Annotated in this window: 13 protein-coding genes; 1 reads left to right on the top strand and 12 read right to left on the bottom strand. The window is 65.7% G+C overall.

From position 1 onward, the window contains the following. Nucleotides 1–97: 97 nt before the first annotated feature. From AB0G01_RS12295 to AB0G01_RS12245, 11 genes are all read right to left on the bottom strand, one after another. The gene (locus AB0G01_RS12295; protein ID WP_360943384.1) at nt 98–658 is read right to left on the bottom strand and encodes a hypothetical protein; all 561 of its coding nucleotides are present in this window, start codon (nt 656–658) and stop codon (nt 98–100) included. Then, nucleotides 655–1059, bottom strand: coding sequence for a hypothetical protein (locus AB0G01_RS12290; RefSeq protein ID WP_360943382.1), 405 nt, complete (start codon nt 1057–1059; stop codon nt 655–657). The genes AB0G01_RS12295 and AB0G01_RS12290 overlap by 4 nt, the downstream gene beginning before the upstream one ends. Before the next feature lie 189 nt (nt 1060–1248). Further along, nucleotides 1249–2508, bottom strand: coding sequence for a DUF3987 domain-containing protein (locus AB0G01_RS12285; RefSeq protein WP_360943379.1), 1260 nt, complete (start codon nt 2506–2508; stop codon nt 1249–1251). Beyond that, nucleotides 2505–2735, bottom strand: a complete 231-nt coding sequence (locus tag AB0G01_RS12280) for a hypothetical protein (RefSeq protein ID WP_360943376.1) — start codon at nt 2733–2735, stop codon at nt 2505–2507. Before AB0G01_RS12280 ends, AB0G01_RS12285 begins: the two co-directional genes overlap by 4 nt. Next, nucleotides 2732–2971 (bottom strand): helix-turn-helix domain-containing protein, encoded by a 240-nt coding sequence (locus AB0G01_RS12275; protein WP_360943373.1) that lies wholly within the window; start codon nt 2969–2971, stop codon nt 2732–2734. The genes AB0G01_RS12280 and AB0G01_RS12275 overlap by 4 nt, the downstream gene beginning before the upstream one ends. A gap of 315 nt (nt 2972–3286) precedes the next feature. Continuing rightward, nucleotides 3287–3697: a hypothetical protein gene (locus AB0G01_RS12270; RefSeq protein WP_360943370.1), complete on the bottom strand. Its 411-nt coding sequence runs from the start codon at nt 3695–3697 to the stop codon at nt 3287–3289. A gap of 409 nt (nt 3698–4106) precedes the next feature. Further along, entirely contained in the window at nt 4107–4493 is a 387-nt protein-coding gene (locus tag AB0G01_RS12265; protein WP_360943367.1) for an NUDIX domain-containing protein, read from the bottom strand. Nucleotides 4494–4572: 79 nt separating this feature from the next. Continuing rightward, nucleotides 4573–7806 carry a type I restriction endonuclease subunit R gene (locus AB0G01_RS12260; protein WP_360943364.1) on the bottom strand — a complete coding sequence of 1078 codons (3234 nt, stop codon included), beginning with the start codon at nt 7804–7806 and terminating at the stop codon, nt 4573–4575. Further along, a complete protein-coding gene (locus AB0G01_RS12255; protein ID WP_360943361.1) occupies nt 7806–8783 on the bottom strand; it encodes a restriction endonuclease subunit S in 978 nt (325 codons plus the stop codon). Before AB0G01_RS12255 ends, AB0G01_RS12260 begins: the two co-directional genes overlap by 1 nt. 202 nt (nt 8784–8985) lie before the next feature. Continuing rightward, complete coding sequence (locus AB0G01_RS12250; RefSeq protein ID WP_360943358.1) at nt 8986–10611, bottom strand: class I SAM-dependent DNA methyltransferase; 1626 nt, start codon at nt 10609–10611, stop codon at nt 8986–8988. Between the two features lie 14 nt (nt 10612–10625). After that, the gene (locus AB0G01_RS12245; RefSeq protein ID WP_360943355.1) at nt 10626–12515 is read right to left on the bottom strand and encodes a hypothetical protein; all 1890 of its coding nucleotides are present in this window, start codon (nt 12513–12515) and stop codon (nt 10626–10628) included. A 180-nt stretch (nt 12516–12695) separates the two neighbouring features. Between AB0G01_RS12245 and AB0G01_RS12240 the strand changes: the two genes are divergently transcribed. Continuing rightward, nucleotides 12696–14126 (top strand): Fis family transcriptional regulator, encoded by a 1431-nt coding sequence (locus tag AB0G01_RS12240; protein WP_360943352.1) that lies wholly within the window; start codon nt 12696–12698, stop codon nt 14124–14126. A 292-nt stretch (nt 14127–14418) separates the two neighbouring features. Here AB0G01_RS12240 and AB0G01_RS12235 read toward each other — a convergent pair whose 3' ends face one another. After that, nucleotides 14419–16245: a cell division protein FtsK gene (locus AB0G01_RS12235; protein ID WP_360943349.1), complete on the bottom strand. Its 1827-nt coding sequence runs from the start codon at nt 16243–16245 to the stop codon at nt 14419–14421. Nucleotides 16246–16769 lie beyond the last annotated feature (524 nt).

The raw sequence follows: 16769 nt of genomic DNA, 5'->3' as shown, positions 1-16769 counted from the left end.
GCCGCCGCGAGACGAACGGCTCGACGTAATAGGTCACGGCTCGCGGCGGGGCGTCCCTTGCGAATGGCCTTCTCGGTCTCGGCCCTCGTCGGACGGATCACCGCAGTCCTGCCGGCAGGCGAGGTTCGAGTGAGGTCGAAGCGCTGTTCGACGTCCAGACACCACTGGCGCCAGCGCGGCCAGTCACGATACGTGTCGGCGACTGTGCCATCGCCGCGAAGCAGGTTGAGCGCGACGTGCACGTGATCGTCCCCTCTTTGCTCGATCCGTGGTGCACCGCGACCCACCGACAGCCGGCCCGTCCACCTTCGGATGGACCAAAACCCATCCGGTCGATGGCTTCCTCCACCAGTTCACGCCAGCGGGCATCGCCGAGCTGACCGTCTTGCCGCGGTACCGAGAGCACCACGTGGTAGACATGCCCGCCGTCAAGGTCCACCGCGTGCCCGGTCATCGGTGCGTCGACCTCACGCGCCAGACGAGCCAGCCAGCCACGGTGGCGTTCGGCGAACGCGCCGCCTTCCAACCACTCGGGGTCCCACGCCGCGACGAGATGCGGGTTGGTGTGTTCGTTGCTCTTGCCCGGTCCGAATAGGTAGCGCAGCAGGCCGTAGGTGTCCTTCCCGTACTTGCCTTTGGCCGGTGCCTTGGTGATCACGGCTCCTCCTCGCGTGAGGAATCGGCCGGGTCGATCGCCTCCAACACAGTGCGGAGCCAGTCCAGCGTGGCAGCGAGGTAGTCCAGCGCGGCTGGCAGCCCTTGTGGTGGTTGGCCGGTGCTGTTGCTCGCGGCGGCGACCTGGTTGAGGTTGGTGCCGATCCGGATGAGCCGGGTCTCGACAGTGTCGAGACGTTCGGCCCACCATCGCTGCTCGCGGAGGCTCCACCCGGTAGTCGTGTCGCGCAGCCCGGACTCGACCAGGTAGCGCGGTACCGAAAGCTTGGCGAGCGCCGCACGGATGACCAAGGCCGCGTAGGTGATCTCGGTGGTGCGGACGTGGATGCTGACGGGCGAGCCGCCTCTCACGCGACGTTGCCGCCGCGCCTTCCGTTGCGTCATCAGTCCCCCCGACTGATCTGCGGGTGTACCCCCTGCACACCCGCTGGTGTCGGCCACGGCGCTGCGCCGTGGCCCGGCATCCGGTTACCGGATGCCTAACTTGCTGACCGCCGGTCTGGTGCCCAGAAGAAGCTCCTGACCGACTGCGTCGAGTGCTACGAAGCGACGAAGAAACGAAGGAAGTCACCGTCAAGGCGTGGCACGGCGATACCGGATCGAGGGCCGTCCACGTTCGCCGGAGTGCCGGAACTCCACGTACTCACCGGACGCCATGACCTCGTGGAGCAACCGGTCCAGCAACTGCTTGGCCAGGTTGCGCCCGAACAATGCGGAGACCTCACCGCGGCTCAACCCAGCTTCGCCCACGCCGTCCAGGGCCCGGCGCAGGGTGTCCACCCTCGGGTTGCGGAGAGTCCTGTCAAGGACGAACTTGGCCGTGGCGATCGAGTACCGCACCAGTGCCGCAGCTGCCGCCAGGTCTCCCACGTCGACCTCAGAGCGGTCGTCCAGCACCGCGTACAGAGCTGCGATGCGGCGGCAGTACGGCAGCGCACGGCGGGCGAATTCGGACCAAGCGCCTTCCTCGTCGTCGGCACAACCCAGCTCGTCATACAGATGGTCTTCCCACAACTGGCGTGCCCCTTGGCCCAAGCCGACCGCTCCGTGACGGGTGGCGCGCTCGATCGCCGCACGCAGCTGGGCACCCAACTCAGAGAGGACTTCGGGCGCGATTCCTTCCGGTAGCGGGAGTCGCTTGGAGCGCTCGACGTAGACGGGCAGGAAGCGGTTGAAGGTGCCGCCGGCCATCTCGGTCTGAGCCAGCCTGAGCCGGAACTCGCGAGGCGTGACGTGGCCGATGATGACGACGTGCGAGGACGAGGCCCGCAACGCGAGCCGGTTCATCACCGCCAACGCCTTGCCCGACCATCCCTCGCGGAGCACCGCTCCCACGGTGTTGCCCTCCCGCTTGGCGCGAGCCATGACGGAGCCGAACTCGGCTTCGAGAATCCTCAGCCGCTTGTCCTCGGTACCGCCCTGGTCGTTCTCGTCGCGAGGGTCGCGGATGCGTTCGATCAACCCCTCGCCAGAGGACAGGCCGCTGACGAACAGACCTTCTGCTTCGGGCATGGCGGCCAGGGTGAGCCGATCCGCAGTCTCGGTGGCGTCACCCTTGCGCCCCGCACCGGTGCGGCCGAACAGCATCGGCCACACGATCAACGGGTGTCGAGTGTCGCCGATCTGCACATGGGGCCCGTTGCCGATGAGGGCACTGACGTTCGCCATAAGCGACACCAGGACGCCAACAGGGTCTGCCTCGGTCGTCGGACCGGCTGCCAACACCAACTCGCCAAGCATCCCGCGGAAGACCACTGGGTCCACGGCAGGCGGAGCGGGTGGTAGTTCGTTCGTTTTCTTCGTTTCTTCGTAGAACTCCTCGGATCGCGTCATGTGCGACCGCCCTTGGGGCGCTTCCCGCGTTCGACGGCTGGCGCGGCGTTGTTGAGGATGGCCGCCAACCGGGCACGCTGGCTTGCGGTGAACGGCGGCGCAGCGCGCACGATCCGTTCGACGTACGACTCCAGGCCTGCTTCGGCGGCGGCCTGGTCGGCTGTCAGCGCATGTCGGGACCGGCACGGCTTGCGGACCGAAACAGGCTGCTTGAGATGGTCCGTCATCGGGTCTCGCCGCTCTCGGCGGTGACACGCCGCGCGGCGGTGTATGCGTCGAGATCGACGACGGCGACGCGCACGGCTCGGCTGATGCGGACGTGCGCGGGTTCACCGGACCTGATGGCACGGCGGATGGTCGCCTCGGAGACGGAGAGGCGTGCCGCCGCGTCCCCCACGGACAGGTAGACGGGTTCGATGTTCTTGTCTGCCACGGTGTGGCCCTTCCGGTGCGGGAAGGCCACGACGGGCTATGTGATTACAGCGCTCCCCCAAGCGCGCACAGCCCGGCGCGGCCCTCGCTGCACGACAGCGGCGAGGGACCAGCGGCGGCCCGGCGCACGGGCGACACGCGGCTCGGCGAGCACAAGTCGGCCTGGTGGATGCCTCGTCCGAGGCGGCGGCGCGTTCGAGACCGGCAGCATCGGACGATGCGGCACGAACCGGGGACCAAAGATCAAAAGCAGGAGCGCGCGCAGCGCGGCCGGGTACTTTCGGGCACCCAGCGCGGCCCAGAAGAGCAGCTGGATGACGGCTTCGGCGTCGCTGATCACCTTCTCCTACTGTGCTAGTGAGGAGCCGGGGTAGTACGACGTGGTGATGCCCAGTTCCTGCGGAGTGACCGACGCCAATGCCTTGCCGGACAACGTGGACAGCGCGAACAGGTCTTCCTGCACTGTGTACGGCAGGTCTTCCGCTCGCTTCAGTAGCCTTCGCCGCTTCGCATGACCCGCCGCGATCCGCGCCCGCATCCGATCATCGCGTTGGACGAACGCCTCGAACCCGGCCGCCATACCTCGCGGCCACTCCTCGTCGGGAGGCTCGGTCTGCGCGAGACGAAGCGCGCGAAGGTTGCCGACGGCCCGTCGAATCTCGCCGACCGAATAGGAATCCGGTGCGGCGGACGACGGCACGGCCAACCGTTGCCGCGGTCGTTTCCCCGCAATCCTGGTGTTCTCACCAGCCCCCATGAGACCACGTTAGATCACGCAGGATGCTTAGTCGAATAAATCACGAGCAGTGCGGCGGTGATTACCTACTGCCTCCGGTGGCGGTATCGTGCCGGTTGGCAATCATCATCGCCCTGACCTATTTCGACCTCGGCCTCTACGAGCCGACACGCGGCACGATCGACGCCATCCGCCCGTATTTCACCAAGAGCAGCGTGCCTGCCTCCGACGACTCGCTCACACCAAGTGGCAGGAGAAATCGCAGCGCTACGCGACGTCCTCAACGCCGACTACGCTGCTCTGCGCCACTGCTCGGCCGCCACCCCACACCTACCTATGCTGGGTGCCCAACGGGCTGAGCCGACTGCACCCGCCTCGACCAGCAACGCTTCCCGGTTGGCCAGGATGAACTCCTTCAATGCGGTCGGCTTCAATCGATCGCCGCCAGATCGTCTTCATGCGGGTCAACCTGATCCAGCTCGTACCCGCCCCGCGACGGATCGCTGAACTCGGGCCGCTTCGGGCCGATTCGTCCAGGCCGACCAGACATGTCACGAAGAAAGTGCTGCATAGCGAGCCCCGCCTCTGAGGGCGAGCCGAACATGAACACCTGCGGGGCGTCTGTGGCCTCGACCTCCGGTTCCTCCGCCAGCTCCTGATACAGCGCAGCCTTCACCGAGGCGTCGGTGTCCTCGACCCCGCCACCGGGCGGGGTCCAGTATGGCGCCTGCCCCGGCTTCATCCGCTTGATCAACAGCAGCCGACCGGAGTCGTCAATCAAGATCGCCCGCGCCGCGCGCCGTCCAGCCATCACCATGGACCGTTCCGTCGCACCAGTCAGCTACGGCCAGCAGCGCGGTTTGATCAGGCAGAGCCGCATCACTAACAACCGTCCGTCACAGTTCTCGTTCTCCACCGGAGGACGCACCACCTTGGGCACCGTTGCCGTTCGAGACGTAGCGGGGTGCCATCGCTTCCATCTGCTCGATCACGAGCCTGATGGCTTCAGGCTGCTTGTCCGGCGGATACTTGTACTTCACGAGCAACCGTTTGATGGACGACCGCAGCTTGGCGCGCACGTCATCTCGAACTGTCCAGTCAGTTTTTACATCGCGCCGCATGACTGCCACCAGTTCACGCGCGATCTGGGCGAGCACGTCGTCGCCCTGGACCTGAACAGCCGACTCGTTGGTGCTGACCGCGTCGTAGAACGCCAACTCATCGTGGGACAGGGCCGGGCTGAAGCGCTGGCCGCGGTTGCCCTCTGCGGCGACCTCCCGGGCCAGCTCGATGAGCTCCGCGATCACCTCGGCTGACGTGAGTTGCTGGTTGGTGTACTTGCGCATCAGCTCGGCGATTCGCTCGGAGAACGCCCGCTGGCGAACGAGGTTCTGCCGCGTCACGTGGTCCGACTCCTCAACCAGAAGCGCACGCAACGCTTCGATCGCAAGATGAGGATTCGACGCGGATTGCGCTTTGACCTGAAACTCCGGTCCCAGGTCGGACAGCGACGGCTTAGGCAGTCCTGCGGCGTCGTAAATGTCGACGACCTCACCGGACGCGGTTGAGGTCGCCACCAGTGCGGACAGCATCCGTTGGATATCTTCCGGCACGGGCCTGCCTACGGCCTGTCGCTGCTGGGCGTCGAACTTGCCCATCCATACGCGAACCTCTTCGTAGAACCTCGCTGTAACGCGGAGATGTTCGAGGGTCTGGTTGCCCGAGCACAGCGCCCACGCTCGGGCAAGCTGGTTGGCCAGCTTGCGGAAACGGTCACCGAGCGTCTCTTCGCCATGCGGCACCTGGTTGCCTGGGGTGGTGGGGGAGCGCAGGTAGTTGGTGAGTCCGTAGGCGGCCTTGACCCAACTCTTCGGGCCGCCATCCAGCTTGGCTCGCCACGGGTAGCCGGCGCACAGCCCGTCGAGGGAGGCGATGAGAGTGGTGGTGAGGTCGACCGCTTCATCGATATGCTTGCCGACCGGCTTCTTTGCCCGGTCGGTGTCGGTGTACTCGGCGAGCGCCTTGTTGAGGTTGTCCGCCAGGGGCGCATAGGCGACGAGCAGCCCGTCGGGCTTGCCGCGGAAGGTGCGGTTCACCCTCGCCAGGGTCTGCATCAGCAGCGCGCCCTTGAGGGGGCGGTCGAGGTAGAGCGTGTGCAGCGGAGGCGCGTCGAAGCCGGTGAGCATCATGTCCTTGACGAGGACGATCTGAAGCTCGTCGTCGGCGTCGCGAAGCCGCTTCTGGATGACCTTGTTCTGCCCATCGCGGCGGACGTGCTTGGCCACCGGCATGGTGTCCTGGGCCGAGCCGGAGTAGACGACCTTGATCACGCCCTTGTCGACGGCGTCATGGTGCCAGTCCGGCTTGAGCTTGACGATCTCCTCGTAGAGGTGAGCGCAGATCTCGCGAGTCGCGCCGACGATGAATACCTTACCGGGAGAGCCGATGAACTTGCGCATCTGCTCAGAGCGGGTCTCCCAGTGCTTGACGATGTCAGCCGCCAGCGCCTCCAGGCGAGCAGGTGCCCCGTAGACCGCATTGATCACGGCCACAGACTTCTCGATCTTGGCGCGTTCCACCTCGTCGAGCCCGACGGTCGCCTCGTCCGCGGCCCGGTTGAGGTCGTCCTCGCTGACGTCCTTGGTCAGGCCGACCTTGATCAGGCGTGGCTCGAAGTAGACCGGGACGGTGGCACCGTCGTCGACCGCACGAGTCAGGTCATAGATGTCGATGTAGTCACCGAACACATCGCGGGTGTTGCGGTCCTCGAAGGAGATCGGCGTTCCGGTGAACGCGATCAGCGCTGCGTTCGGTATTGCGTCCTTGAGGTGGCGGGCGTAGCCGTCGAGGTCGTCGTAGTGGCTGCGGTGGGCTTCGTCTGCGATGACGATGATGTTGCGGCGGTCCGACAGCAGAGGATGGTCCAGCCCGGCGTCCTTCTCAGCTTTGCTGAGGCCAAATTTCTGAAGCGTGGTGAAGTAGATGCCGCCCGTCGCACGGTTGGCCAGTTCCTCGCGCAGTTGCGCGCGGGTCGTCACCTTGATCGGGGACTCGCTCAGCAGGCGGGAACGGTTGAAGGCTTCGTATAGTTGCCCGTCCAACTCCTTACGGTCGGTCACCACGATGATGGTCGGGTTCTTGAGTTTGGGCTGGCCGGCCACCAGATGGGAGTAAAGCTCCATCTCCATGGATTTTCCCGACCCCTGGGTGTGCCACACGACCCCGGCTTTGCCGTTGCTCTCCACAGCGGCGACGGTCGAACCGACCGCTTTGGTGACCGCGAAGTACTGGTGAGGCTTGGCGATCCGCTTCGCGTAACCGTCGGCACCGCCGTCGAACGCAGTGAAGTTCCGCTGCAACTGAAGGAACCGCTCGGGGTTGAACACCCCCTCGATGAGGAACTCCAACTCGGTGCCGAGGTGCACGTCATCGAGAGGTTCACCGAGCTTCGCCGGTTTGCCGTCGTCGTCGACGTTCCACGGCGAGTAGTGGTTCAGCGGTGTGAACGGCGTGCCATAGCGGGCGGTGATCCCATCGCTGATTACAGTCATAAGTGCGAACCGGAACGCCATCGGGAACTCACGTAGATAGGTAGCCAACTGGGCGTGCGCCGCGTCCAGATCGGCCTTTGCCGCGCCCGCCTGCTTCAGCTCGAAGATCGTGAACGGCATGCCGTTGAGGTAGAGCACCATATCGAAGCGGCGCTCGACCTCTGCTGTGCGGACGGTGACCTGGTTGACCGCGAGCAGCTCGTTGTCGCCCACCTGGTGGCTGACCAGCCGGATCGTCGGATTCTGCTCGACACCGTCAGCGTCGATGTAGCTGATGCCGCGATAGCCCTGAACACAGATCTGGTGCAGCCGGTAGTTCTCCGCGATCGCATCCTGGGAGGTCGGCTGGATGATCTCCGCGAGCGCCTGTTCCAAGTACTCCGCCGGTACCTGCGGGTTCAGCTCTCGCATCTTGGCCAGCATCCGCCCAGGAAGCACGATGTCATCCCAGGACGCCCGGCCGTTCTCAGCACCCGGCGCAATCGCCGTCCCTGGCAACGACCGCCACTCCTGCTCGGCGAGCGCCTCCAGTGCGACGCCCTCCCAATCCGCCTCACTGAACCCCGACTGCCCCGCCATCACACGACCCCCTCCACAACCTTCTCTGCCTTTTGCACACGGACTTTTCCGGACATGAGCAGCGGCAACAGTTCGTCGCGCGTAGCGGCCAACATGTCTGACTCTTGCTGGAGCCGCAAGGCCAGCTCGTCGAGTGCCATTAGCTCAGCTCCAACGGAGCCCTGCTGCACCTTGTTTGGTACGCCGATTTCAAGTCCGGCCAGCAAATCGCGTCGGAGCTCCGTCTGGCCAGTACTACCTTCGGCGAGCCCTTCGATTTCTTTTTCGATTCGAAGGAGACCGAACCCTGCGCAAACTGGATCAACCAAAGTAGAATCGAATCGAACTATGGTGACGTGTGAATCAACGGTTGCATGAACGTCCTGCACCCATCGCGCCACGCGCCCCAGCGTTCCCGCGCCGGTGGAATTGACTAGCACGTCATCTCGCTGAAGTATTTTATCGGGACGAGCAGAAGATTTATGAGTCATCCTCGATGGAGCGAGGTTGACTTGCTGATTACGTACACACTTCTGATTCAGGACGATTACACCATCAGATTCGACATACTTCGGTGCGACGCCCCTCGTGACTAGTTGGGCCACATCGCGAATCGTAAGCCTGTCTCCCTGATGGGCGGCACGGGCAAAAGTGGAGCGCGCCAGTTCGCGAGAGACATTACAAGCCTTGTCGTTGGTAGAAATTTTGTTGTCGAACGCACCCAGAACCTCTGCGATCGCGCCTTGCACGGGAAGGTCGGGTATCTCGATCTTCCATGCGGGCATTGTTGCAAGTCCGATACGTGGCACCGTGGCACCGTGGATCGTGTTCGTGGCGATGATCCGCTGAAAAGAAGGGCTGAGATAGAGGTAGAGAAGAAATCGCGGATCAACAACAGAGCGGTCTGGTCGCAGCAGGGCCATGCGGCGCCCCAAGCAAGCCGTGACCCCTTCCGGCATCAATGCCGCTTCGCCAAGTCGGGTCTCGTAAGAGAACAAAAGGTCTCCTGCGCGGGGAGTGACTCTGCGCGTCCAGCGGACGAAGTCTTCCTCGGAAACGTGGTCCGACTCCGACAGGTCGAGTCGACCAGACTTGAGGCTAGTGATGTTAAGAAAGTACGGTCCGTCGGACCTGCGTGTGGGAGTTGCGTGCGGTCCATCGAATAGCGTCCCCACGGCGCCGATGGTCGTACGCTTCATTTCAAGCATCGAGTCGCTCCAACTGCTTGCGGACAATCGCCTCTAGGCGTGCAGATTCGTCGAAGGTCGTCAGCAATTCTTTGGTGAGTCGCTGGATCTTGTCGTCGATGGGCTCGCCGTCGTCTTCGACTTCGGTGGCACCGACGTAACGGCCGGGGGTGAGGGCGTAGTCGGCGGCCTTGATGTCAGGGACACCTACCGACCTACAGAAGCCGGGGATGTCCTCGTAGGTCAGGTTCTTCTGCGCGGCGGAGCGGGTGCCGCGCCAGGCGTGGTAGGTGTCGGCGATCTTGGCGATGTCCTCGTTCGACAGTGCGCGTTCGGCGCGGTCGGCCATGTAGCCGAGTTCGCGCGCATCGATGAACAGCACCTGGCCCGAGCGGTCAACCGCTCCGTGCTCTCCGGTGCGCTTGTCCTTGGCGAAGAACCAGACGCAGACCGGGATTCCGGTGCTGCGAAACAGTTGTGTCGGCAATGCGACCATGCACGAGACAAGGTCGGCCTCGACGATTTGGGCACGGATGGTGCCTTCGCCATTGGAGTTCGACGACATCGAGCCGTTGGCCATCACCACACCGGCGCTGCCACCCGGAGCAAGCTTGTACAGGATGTGTTGAATCCAGGCGTAGTTGGCGTTGGTAGCGGGGGGGATGCCAAACTTCCAGCGTGGGTCTTCGGTGTTGCGGGACCAGTGTTTGATGTTGAATGGTGGATTCGCCATCACGTAGTTCATCTGAATATCCGCGTGCTGGTCGCGGGCGAACGTGTCACCCCAACGCGCCCCGAGGCCTTTATTGTCGATACCGTGGATGGCGAGGTTCATCTTTGCCATCCGCCAGGTTTCCTCCAAGCTCTCCTGGCCGTAGATCGCGACTTCCTTCGGATCTCCATTGTGTTCGTGGATGAACTTCTCGGTCTGCACAAACATGCCGCCCGAGCCACAGCACGGGTCGTATACCCGCCCGCGCGAGGGCTCCAGTACCTCGACGATCACCCGCACAACACTGGGCGGGGTAAAGAACTCGCCGCCCCTCTTTCCCTCTGACCGGGCGAAGTTGCCGAGGAAGTACTCGTAGACCTCGCCCATGAGGTCGCGGGCGCGGTGTTCGCCTTGGCGGCTGAACTTGGCGCTGTTGAACAGGTCGATCAGCTCGCCGAGGCGACGTTGGTCGATGTTGTCCTTGTTGTAGAGGCGCGGCAGCGTGCCTTGCAGCGTCGGGTTGGTCTTCATGACCAGGTCCATCGCCTCGTCGATGAGCTGACCAATGTTCTTGGCGGGCTCGGAGCCCTCAGCAGGCTTGCCCTTGGCGTTCTCGGCGAGGTACGACCACTGGGCGGTGGGCGGCACGACGAACACCCCGTACCCCTGGTACTCCTCAGGGTCGTCGATCAGGTCCTCGATCTGCTCCTCGTCATAGCCCTCGGCCGTCAAGTCGGCGTGGATGGTGTCGCGGCGCTCTTCGTAGGCATCGGAGACGTACTTGAGGAACACCAGGCCGAGGATGACGTCCTTATATTGGTTCGCGGACAGCGAGCCGCGGAGCCGGTCGGCGGCCTTCCAGAGGGTGTCCTTCAGCTCCTTCATCGTCGATGGCGCCGACGGATCCTTCTTCGTGCGGGGGGGCATGCTGCCTGTCCTTCCTACTGCGTTGTCCGCGTTGTGAGAGTCACCGCGCCAGCGGCAACCCCGTCGATCATGGCCGTGACGAGGTCCCGCGTTGCGTCCAGGTGGCGACGCAGGAGCGTCTCGTGGTCCGCCGCAGCGACAAGCGCCTCTTCCAGTCGCTCCACCTCGGTGGTGTCGAGGATCGGCACGTTCCAGGTCTGCCACTCGGTGGGCTCATTCAGCAGCCGGTTGATGATTGCCGCTACCGCATGTGGGCCGATGCCAGCCTGCGAACTGATCCGGAGGATCTTCGACGGTGAGGCCACCAGCGATCCACCGAGGTTGTCGACCCTAGCGGTCGGGCGCGGGCGTTCCGCGAACACCACATCCCCCGGATCGGTACGGGCCGCGCGCTGGTACAGCCGCGCCGCATCGAACGGGTCGAGCCGCGCAATGCCTTGCGGGTCGGTTGCGGACAGGACAGCGACCGACCCGGCAAGGTCGATGTGGCCGGGATCGATCCGGCTGCCACGGAGCACCCGCACATGCCCTAGATCCTTTAACTCGCCCAGCGACCGCCTGCGCAGCAGCATCGCTCCCAAAGCGCGCTCGGCCAACACGTCGAACGGCCGGATCGGCTCGCTCGTCACCAGAGTGGCCGTGTTGATCACGGCGACATGCCGTTCGATCTCTGTCGTGGCGAGCCGCACTGCTCGTACCCCACGGGGCACGACGACAGCGCGGGAACTCAGGATCGGCGGGAGATCGTGCGGGCGGAGGTAGCGAAAGGCACGACTCCACGGGGCGGCCAACGCGCCGGTCACATCGGAAGCAAGGTCGCCGAGATCCAGCTCATCTCGGGTGAACGCGGCCAGGTCTGCGACCAGCGGCCGTTGGGTGAACTTTCCAGTTGCACAGACCCATAGGCCCAGTGCCTGCCGGTGCGCCTCGCGCCACATTCCTCGGGGAAGACGGAGCGCTACGACGAGGCTCTCCGAGCGGAGAGTCTGTGCTCGGTGTCGCTCCTGCTCTCCCTGTAGCTCGTCGCACAGGACGGCGGCCGGGCCGATGACGACCGCGAGTTCACCTTCGCCGAGGTCGAGCACCAGATTGTCGACCAGATCGAGTATCTCGCCAGCGGGCCTGCCGATGGCGGACAGCAAGCGGACGTTCGGGGCTGCCGCGTCGTCGACAGTCTCGATGCTGCGAATTGCTGCCCTGCGTCTGATGTCCCGCAACTCCGGAGTGTCACCGGGCACCACAAGGTGGGTGGAGGTCTCGGCTAGCGCCAGCGTCACGTTCGATGCGGGGCCGACGTGAACCAGCGGCACACCTTCGGGGTCGAGGTGGAGTGCGCAGGCGTCAGCGACGGCGTGGACGAGATCGACCGCGTCGGAAGTGAGGTCGCGAGTACCCAATGCCCGCGCCGCTCTGCCCTGTTCCAGACGATCGAGCGCCTCGCGGGGGCCGTACGACGCCTCGATCAGGTCGTCGATGAACCGCAGGGTGCAGGTGGCCGGCCTGGATGCTTCGACCTCGCGAAGCAGCACCCGGTCGTCGGGGTCGACGCCGCGGGCCAGGGCGATGCGTTGGTCCGGTGTCGTCTCCGCCAGTTCCTCCCCCGTCTGCGCCGCGAGACAGAGCCACGTGACGAGTTCGTCCAGAGTTACGTCATCGGGCACGCTCAATGCTGGTGCGTCGAGGTTGGCCTCCGCGTTGTTACCCCGGCCAGTACGCTCCAGCCACTCGACGATGTCCTCGCGACGGAACCGCTCCATTCCACCCGATCCCTCCACGGGATCAGGGAAAGGAACATGCTGACCGCGGACGCGCGGGCGCTTGCGCCACATGCTCACAACCGGGCGACGGACACGAGCAAGATCCGCGATGTCCTGCAACGTCAACGTGGGCGCGGCACCCGCCACGGCACACCTCCTTCGGTCATCCAGCCGACTCGCACAGAGTACGGAGAGGCACCCACCGGTCCATCTTCTGCAAGTGATAACCCCCCTTATCGAGGTTGAAGTTCAGTGAGGGAGACGGACCGAGCCAGTGTTGTGTGCACGAGCTGCCGGTCGTCGGCGGCGCAAGGCGCAGGAGAAGCAGTGACCGAGGACATCAGGCACCCAGCCCACTTCGACAACGACGCCTCAGTGGTCGTCATTGAGCGACTGATCATCCATGACCGCGAAGTCGCACGAGAGGCCCAGCGGTGGGTCTCCGGCGAGCGTGGCCCGCTTGTGGAGAACCTCGACGCGCTCGCGAGCGCCGACCTGACGAACTACGTCACCGAGGCCGTGCGCATCGGTGCCCATGCGCTCAGCGTGACCGGACAGGCCCAGGAGGCTCAGGCGCTCGAACGGATGCTGAAGGACGTCGGAGACAAGACCGCCAACTCCACTGCCCAGGCGGCTGAGCTCACCGTTCGAGCAGTGCGGGAAGCGTCCGAAGCCGTCATGGCTGCTGCACGTGACGCCAAGACGGCCATCGCGGAGGCGGACACCCAGAGTCGCAAGGAGCTCACCACTGCGGTGACGACGGCGAAACAGGATCTCAATGCTGAGTTGCGTCGGATCTTCGCTGGTGAGAGCCCGGAGCTGGTCGAGCGTCTCCAGCCAGTGCTCGACAAGTTCAGCACCGACCTCGACGCGAAGGTGAGTGCGGGGACCGCCGAACTGCTGACGAAGGCCGCCAAGCAGTTCGACCCGTCCGACCCGACCTCGCCGATGGCCAAGCACGCCGCGGGGCTCACCGCCCACCAGGAACAGCTCACCCAGCAGTTGGCCAAGCAGCACGCCGAGCTGACGGGCAAGATCGAGGAGATGTCGACGGCGCTGCGTGTCCAAGAGGCGAAGACCGCTCTCGCCAGGGTGACACCGATCAAGGGTGAGTCCTACGCTGGCTCGGTCAACGCCGTGCTGATGAGCATCGCTGCTGGTCTCGGCGACGACTACACCGACACCAGCACGACCACGGGTCGCCTGCCCCGCTGCAAGAAGGGTGACGGTGTGCTGAGTATGAACGACGGCGCCGCTCGGGTCGTCATCGAGATGACCGACTCGGCCCGTACCGGCTGGACCGACTACCTCGACGAAGCCGAGCGCAACCGGGACGCCGTTGCATCGCTCGGACTCGTCCGCACCATCGACCAGAACGGTGACCAGATCCTCCGGGTCGTCGGCGCCCAGCGGCTCTTGCTGGCCTTCGACCCCGACAATGACGCTCCCGACCTCTTGCGCACCGTGGTCATGCTCCTGCGAACGACCGCCATCGCGACGGCGAGCCGCAAGGGCGTCCACCAGGTCGCCACGGCCGAGGAGAAGATCGCCGAAGCGCTCAACCAGCTAGTGAAGATCGACTCGGTTAAGAAGCTGTCCGCCACGATCCAGAAGTCCGCGACGAAGATCGACAGCGAGTGCACAGCCCTGAACTCGGCCGTGCGGCGCCTGCTTGATGAGGCGCTCGTCGCACTGGTCGGTGTCCAGGCGACCGGCCCGGAACTCGTCAGCACGATCGAGGCCCACGGTGCCGCATGACCGGGGATGAGGGCTGGTTGCCGCGGCTGGTGGCGACCAGCCCTCACCCGCAAGCCCTGTACCAGGGAGACTTCGGCGGATCACTCCGAATGGTGTGCCGACCTCGGCAGATGTGCCGAGATGGTTGGAACACGGCCCCGGACGGTCCTGTGCAGGACGTCCGACAAATAGGCCGCGCTGCCCGTGAGGCCGGAACGCGGCGTGTTCGTGCAGATCAGTGCCGTCTCATAGCGTCGCTGGGGTCGGAACAGCCGTGCGGGGTCGGCACAGGTGTGCCGACCCCGTTCCGGCCTCAGTCGCCGTGGATCGCGGTCCGGATGGCGTCTAGGTCGGCGACGCTGACCGGGTTGTCGTGGCCTGGCATCCGACGCTTGCCCACCGGGGGCACGCCGGCGGCGGCGCGCAGCGCCTCGCCGAACGTCTTGACCTCCCAGCCGATGCGCTCGGCGAGTTCGGACCGGGGCACCAGGCCGTGTTCGTCGTCGCCGATCACGTCGGCCAACAGTGCCAACACCTCGGGCAGCTCGTGCACCAGCTCGGCGTCCACAGGCTCCGGAACGGTCGCGCTGATGGTCACCTCGTCGGCCAGGCGCGCGGCCACCGTCGCGTCCAGCGTTGCCAGGTCGTGCTGCCCGGCCGCGTCCCCGGTGAGTGTCCCGGCTTGCTCGCGCAGCGCCCGGCCGCGTTCGCACGCGGCCCGGATCGCGGCGATGTGCAGCAGGTGCGTGCGCACCGTAACTGCGTCCCCGGCGGACAGCTCGGTCTCGCCGTCCGCGCCCAGCAGCAGGCCGACGCCCTTGTGGCTGGTCAGCAGCTTGGAGGCGTCCATCCAGGCCTTGTAGGTGCCCGCGCCGAGGATGGTCTCCGATGCCTGGTAGGTCATGACCTTCAGCGCGAAGCGGGTGCCGAGCTGCCCGCGCAGTCCGTCCGGGATGACTTGGGCGTCGGGCTTCTGGGTGGCCAGGATGAGGGAGTAGCCGGCAGCCGGGCCGGTCTTGGCGATGTAGGTCAGCAGCTCGCAGATCCGCTGCCCGATCTTCTTGCCCTTGGGGTTGTCCTCGTCCAACGGCACGTCCAACCCGAGGAAGTTCTGGATCTCGTCGATGCCGATCATGGTCAGCGGCATCCGGTGGGCGGGGTCGCGGGTGATCTCCGGCGTCACCTTCGACTCCGGGCACAGCTCGTCGTCCATCTCCGCCAGCCGGTCGAACCGGTCGGCCACGTCCGCCGCGCGCTCCTCCAGCACGTGGATCAGGCGGCGCGCATCGGTCTCCCGGGAGCCCCGGATGAACCGGTGCGCCACCTGCTCGAACGGACGGAAGTCCTTGCCGCCTTTGCCGTCGGCGATGATCACCCGCACGTGCGGGTCCAGCGCGGCGGCGGTGAGCGGCAGGCGGGCGACGAATGTCTTGCCCTGACGGGGGATCGCGCCGATCAGCAGGGACGTCCACACCACAGGCAGGTTCACCGCCGCGCCGCGGGCGGTGGTGCCGAACGGCACCGGCCGCCACAGGTCCCACGACGCCGCCGACGCCAGCGGGCTGGGGACCGGTTCGGCGGCGTACGGGTCGGCGTCGCCCACCCACAACGCCAACCTGCCCGCGTGGCCGTCGTCGCCGCGCACCCGCTCCACGATCAGCCGCACCTCGTCCACCGCCAATGCCGAGGCCAGCGACTCCCGCTTGCCGATCACGTCCGACGCCTTGCGCGACGGTGGCAGGTCGAGCGTGAGTGCCCATCCGGCGCCGTCGTGGCGCGGGGCTTTGACCAGCATCAGCGATTCGTCGCGGCCGATTAGCTTAGCGTCGCGGAAGGCGGTGACCAGGTGGTCGCCGTTCATCAGCCACGCCAGCGATCGGGAACCGAGCTGCGTCCTCCGGCCGCCCGCGCCGTCCTTGCGCCGACCGGCGACCGCCAGACCCACCGTCACTGCGCTACCGGTGACCAGCAGCGGCAGCGAACCGGAGGTTAGCTCGGTGATGAGCCCGCCCAACCCGATCCCGCCGACGGCCATCACCGAGATCACGCCTCGGCGGCGGCGCACGACGGCGATCTCCTGCCACTTGTCGGCCAGCCGGTCGGCGGCCTTGGACGCTTCGTAGAAGTCGGCCACCCGCACCCACACCCACCACGCGCGGGCCGACACCGCAGGCCGCGCCCGACCGCCGCCGGGTACCGCACCGGCACCATCACCGCCCGACCCGCCAGTTCCATTCCGGCCTGGCGGGCGGATTCGGCGGTCTGCCACTGGGCGGGCAGGCGGGACACCGCCGACTCTGCCAGCTGGCGGGCGCGGGAACGCTGGTACTCGGCCTCGGTGATCAGCTCGCCGTCCAGAACCGGCGCAGCCTGCACTACGCTCGCACTCTCGGCGTCCACTCCGCTGGACACGGCGACGTTCGGGAATGAGATCAGCGCGCTGGCCACGTCGTCCTTCTGCTCAGTCAGGCTCACACCGCACCCCCGCGCAGGGCGTCGCGGACCTCTCGGGCGGTGTCGGTGCCGCACCCCAGTGCCTCCCGCAGCCGGGTGGCGGACGGGTTAACGGCAATGCCGCTTAGTTAGGGCTGGGAGTGGTCTGTCAAGGCTGGTGAGATGGCAACGGAGTTCCTGCTAGAACAGTGTCGACCAAGATCACTGAAG

The organism is Actinosynnema sp. NPDC023587 (assembly GCF_040640215.1).
GTDB lineage: Bacteria > Actinomycetota > Actinomycetes > Mycobacteriales > Pseudonocardiaceae > Actinosynnema.
Note: the sequence above shows the minus strand (reverse complement) of the source record. Positions and strands in the feature narration are given on the sequence as shown.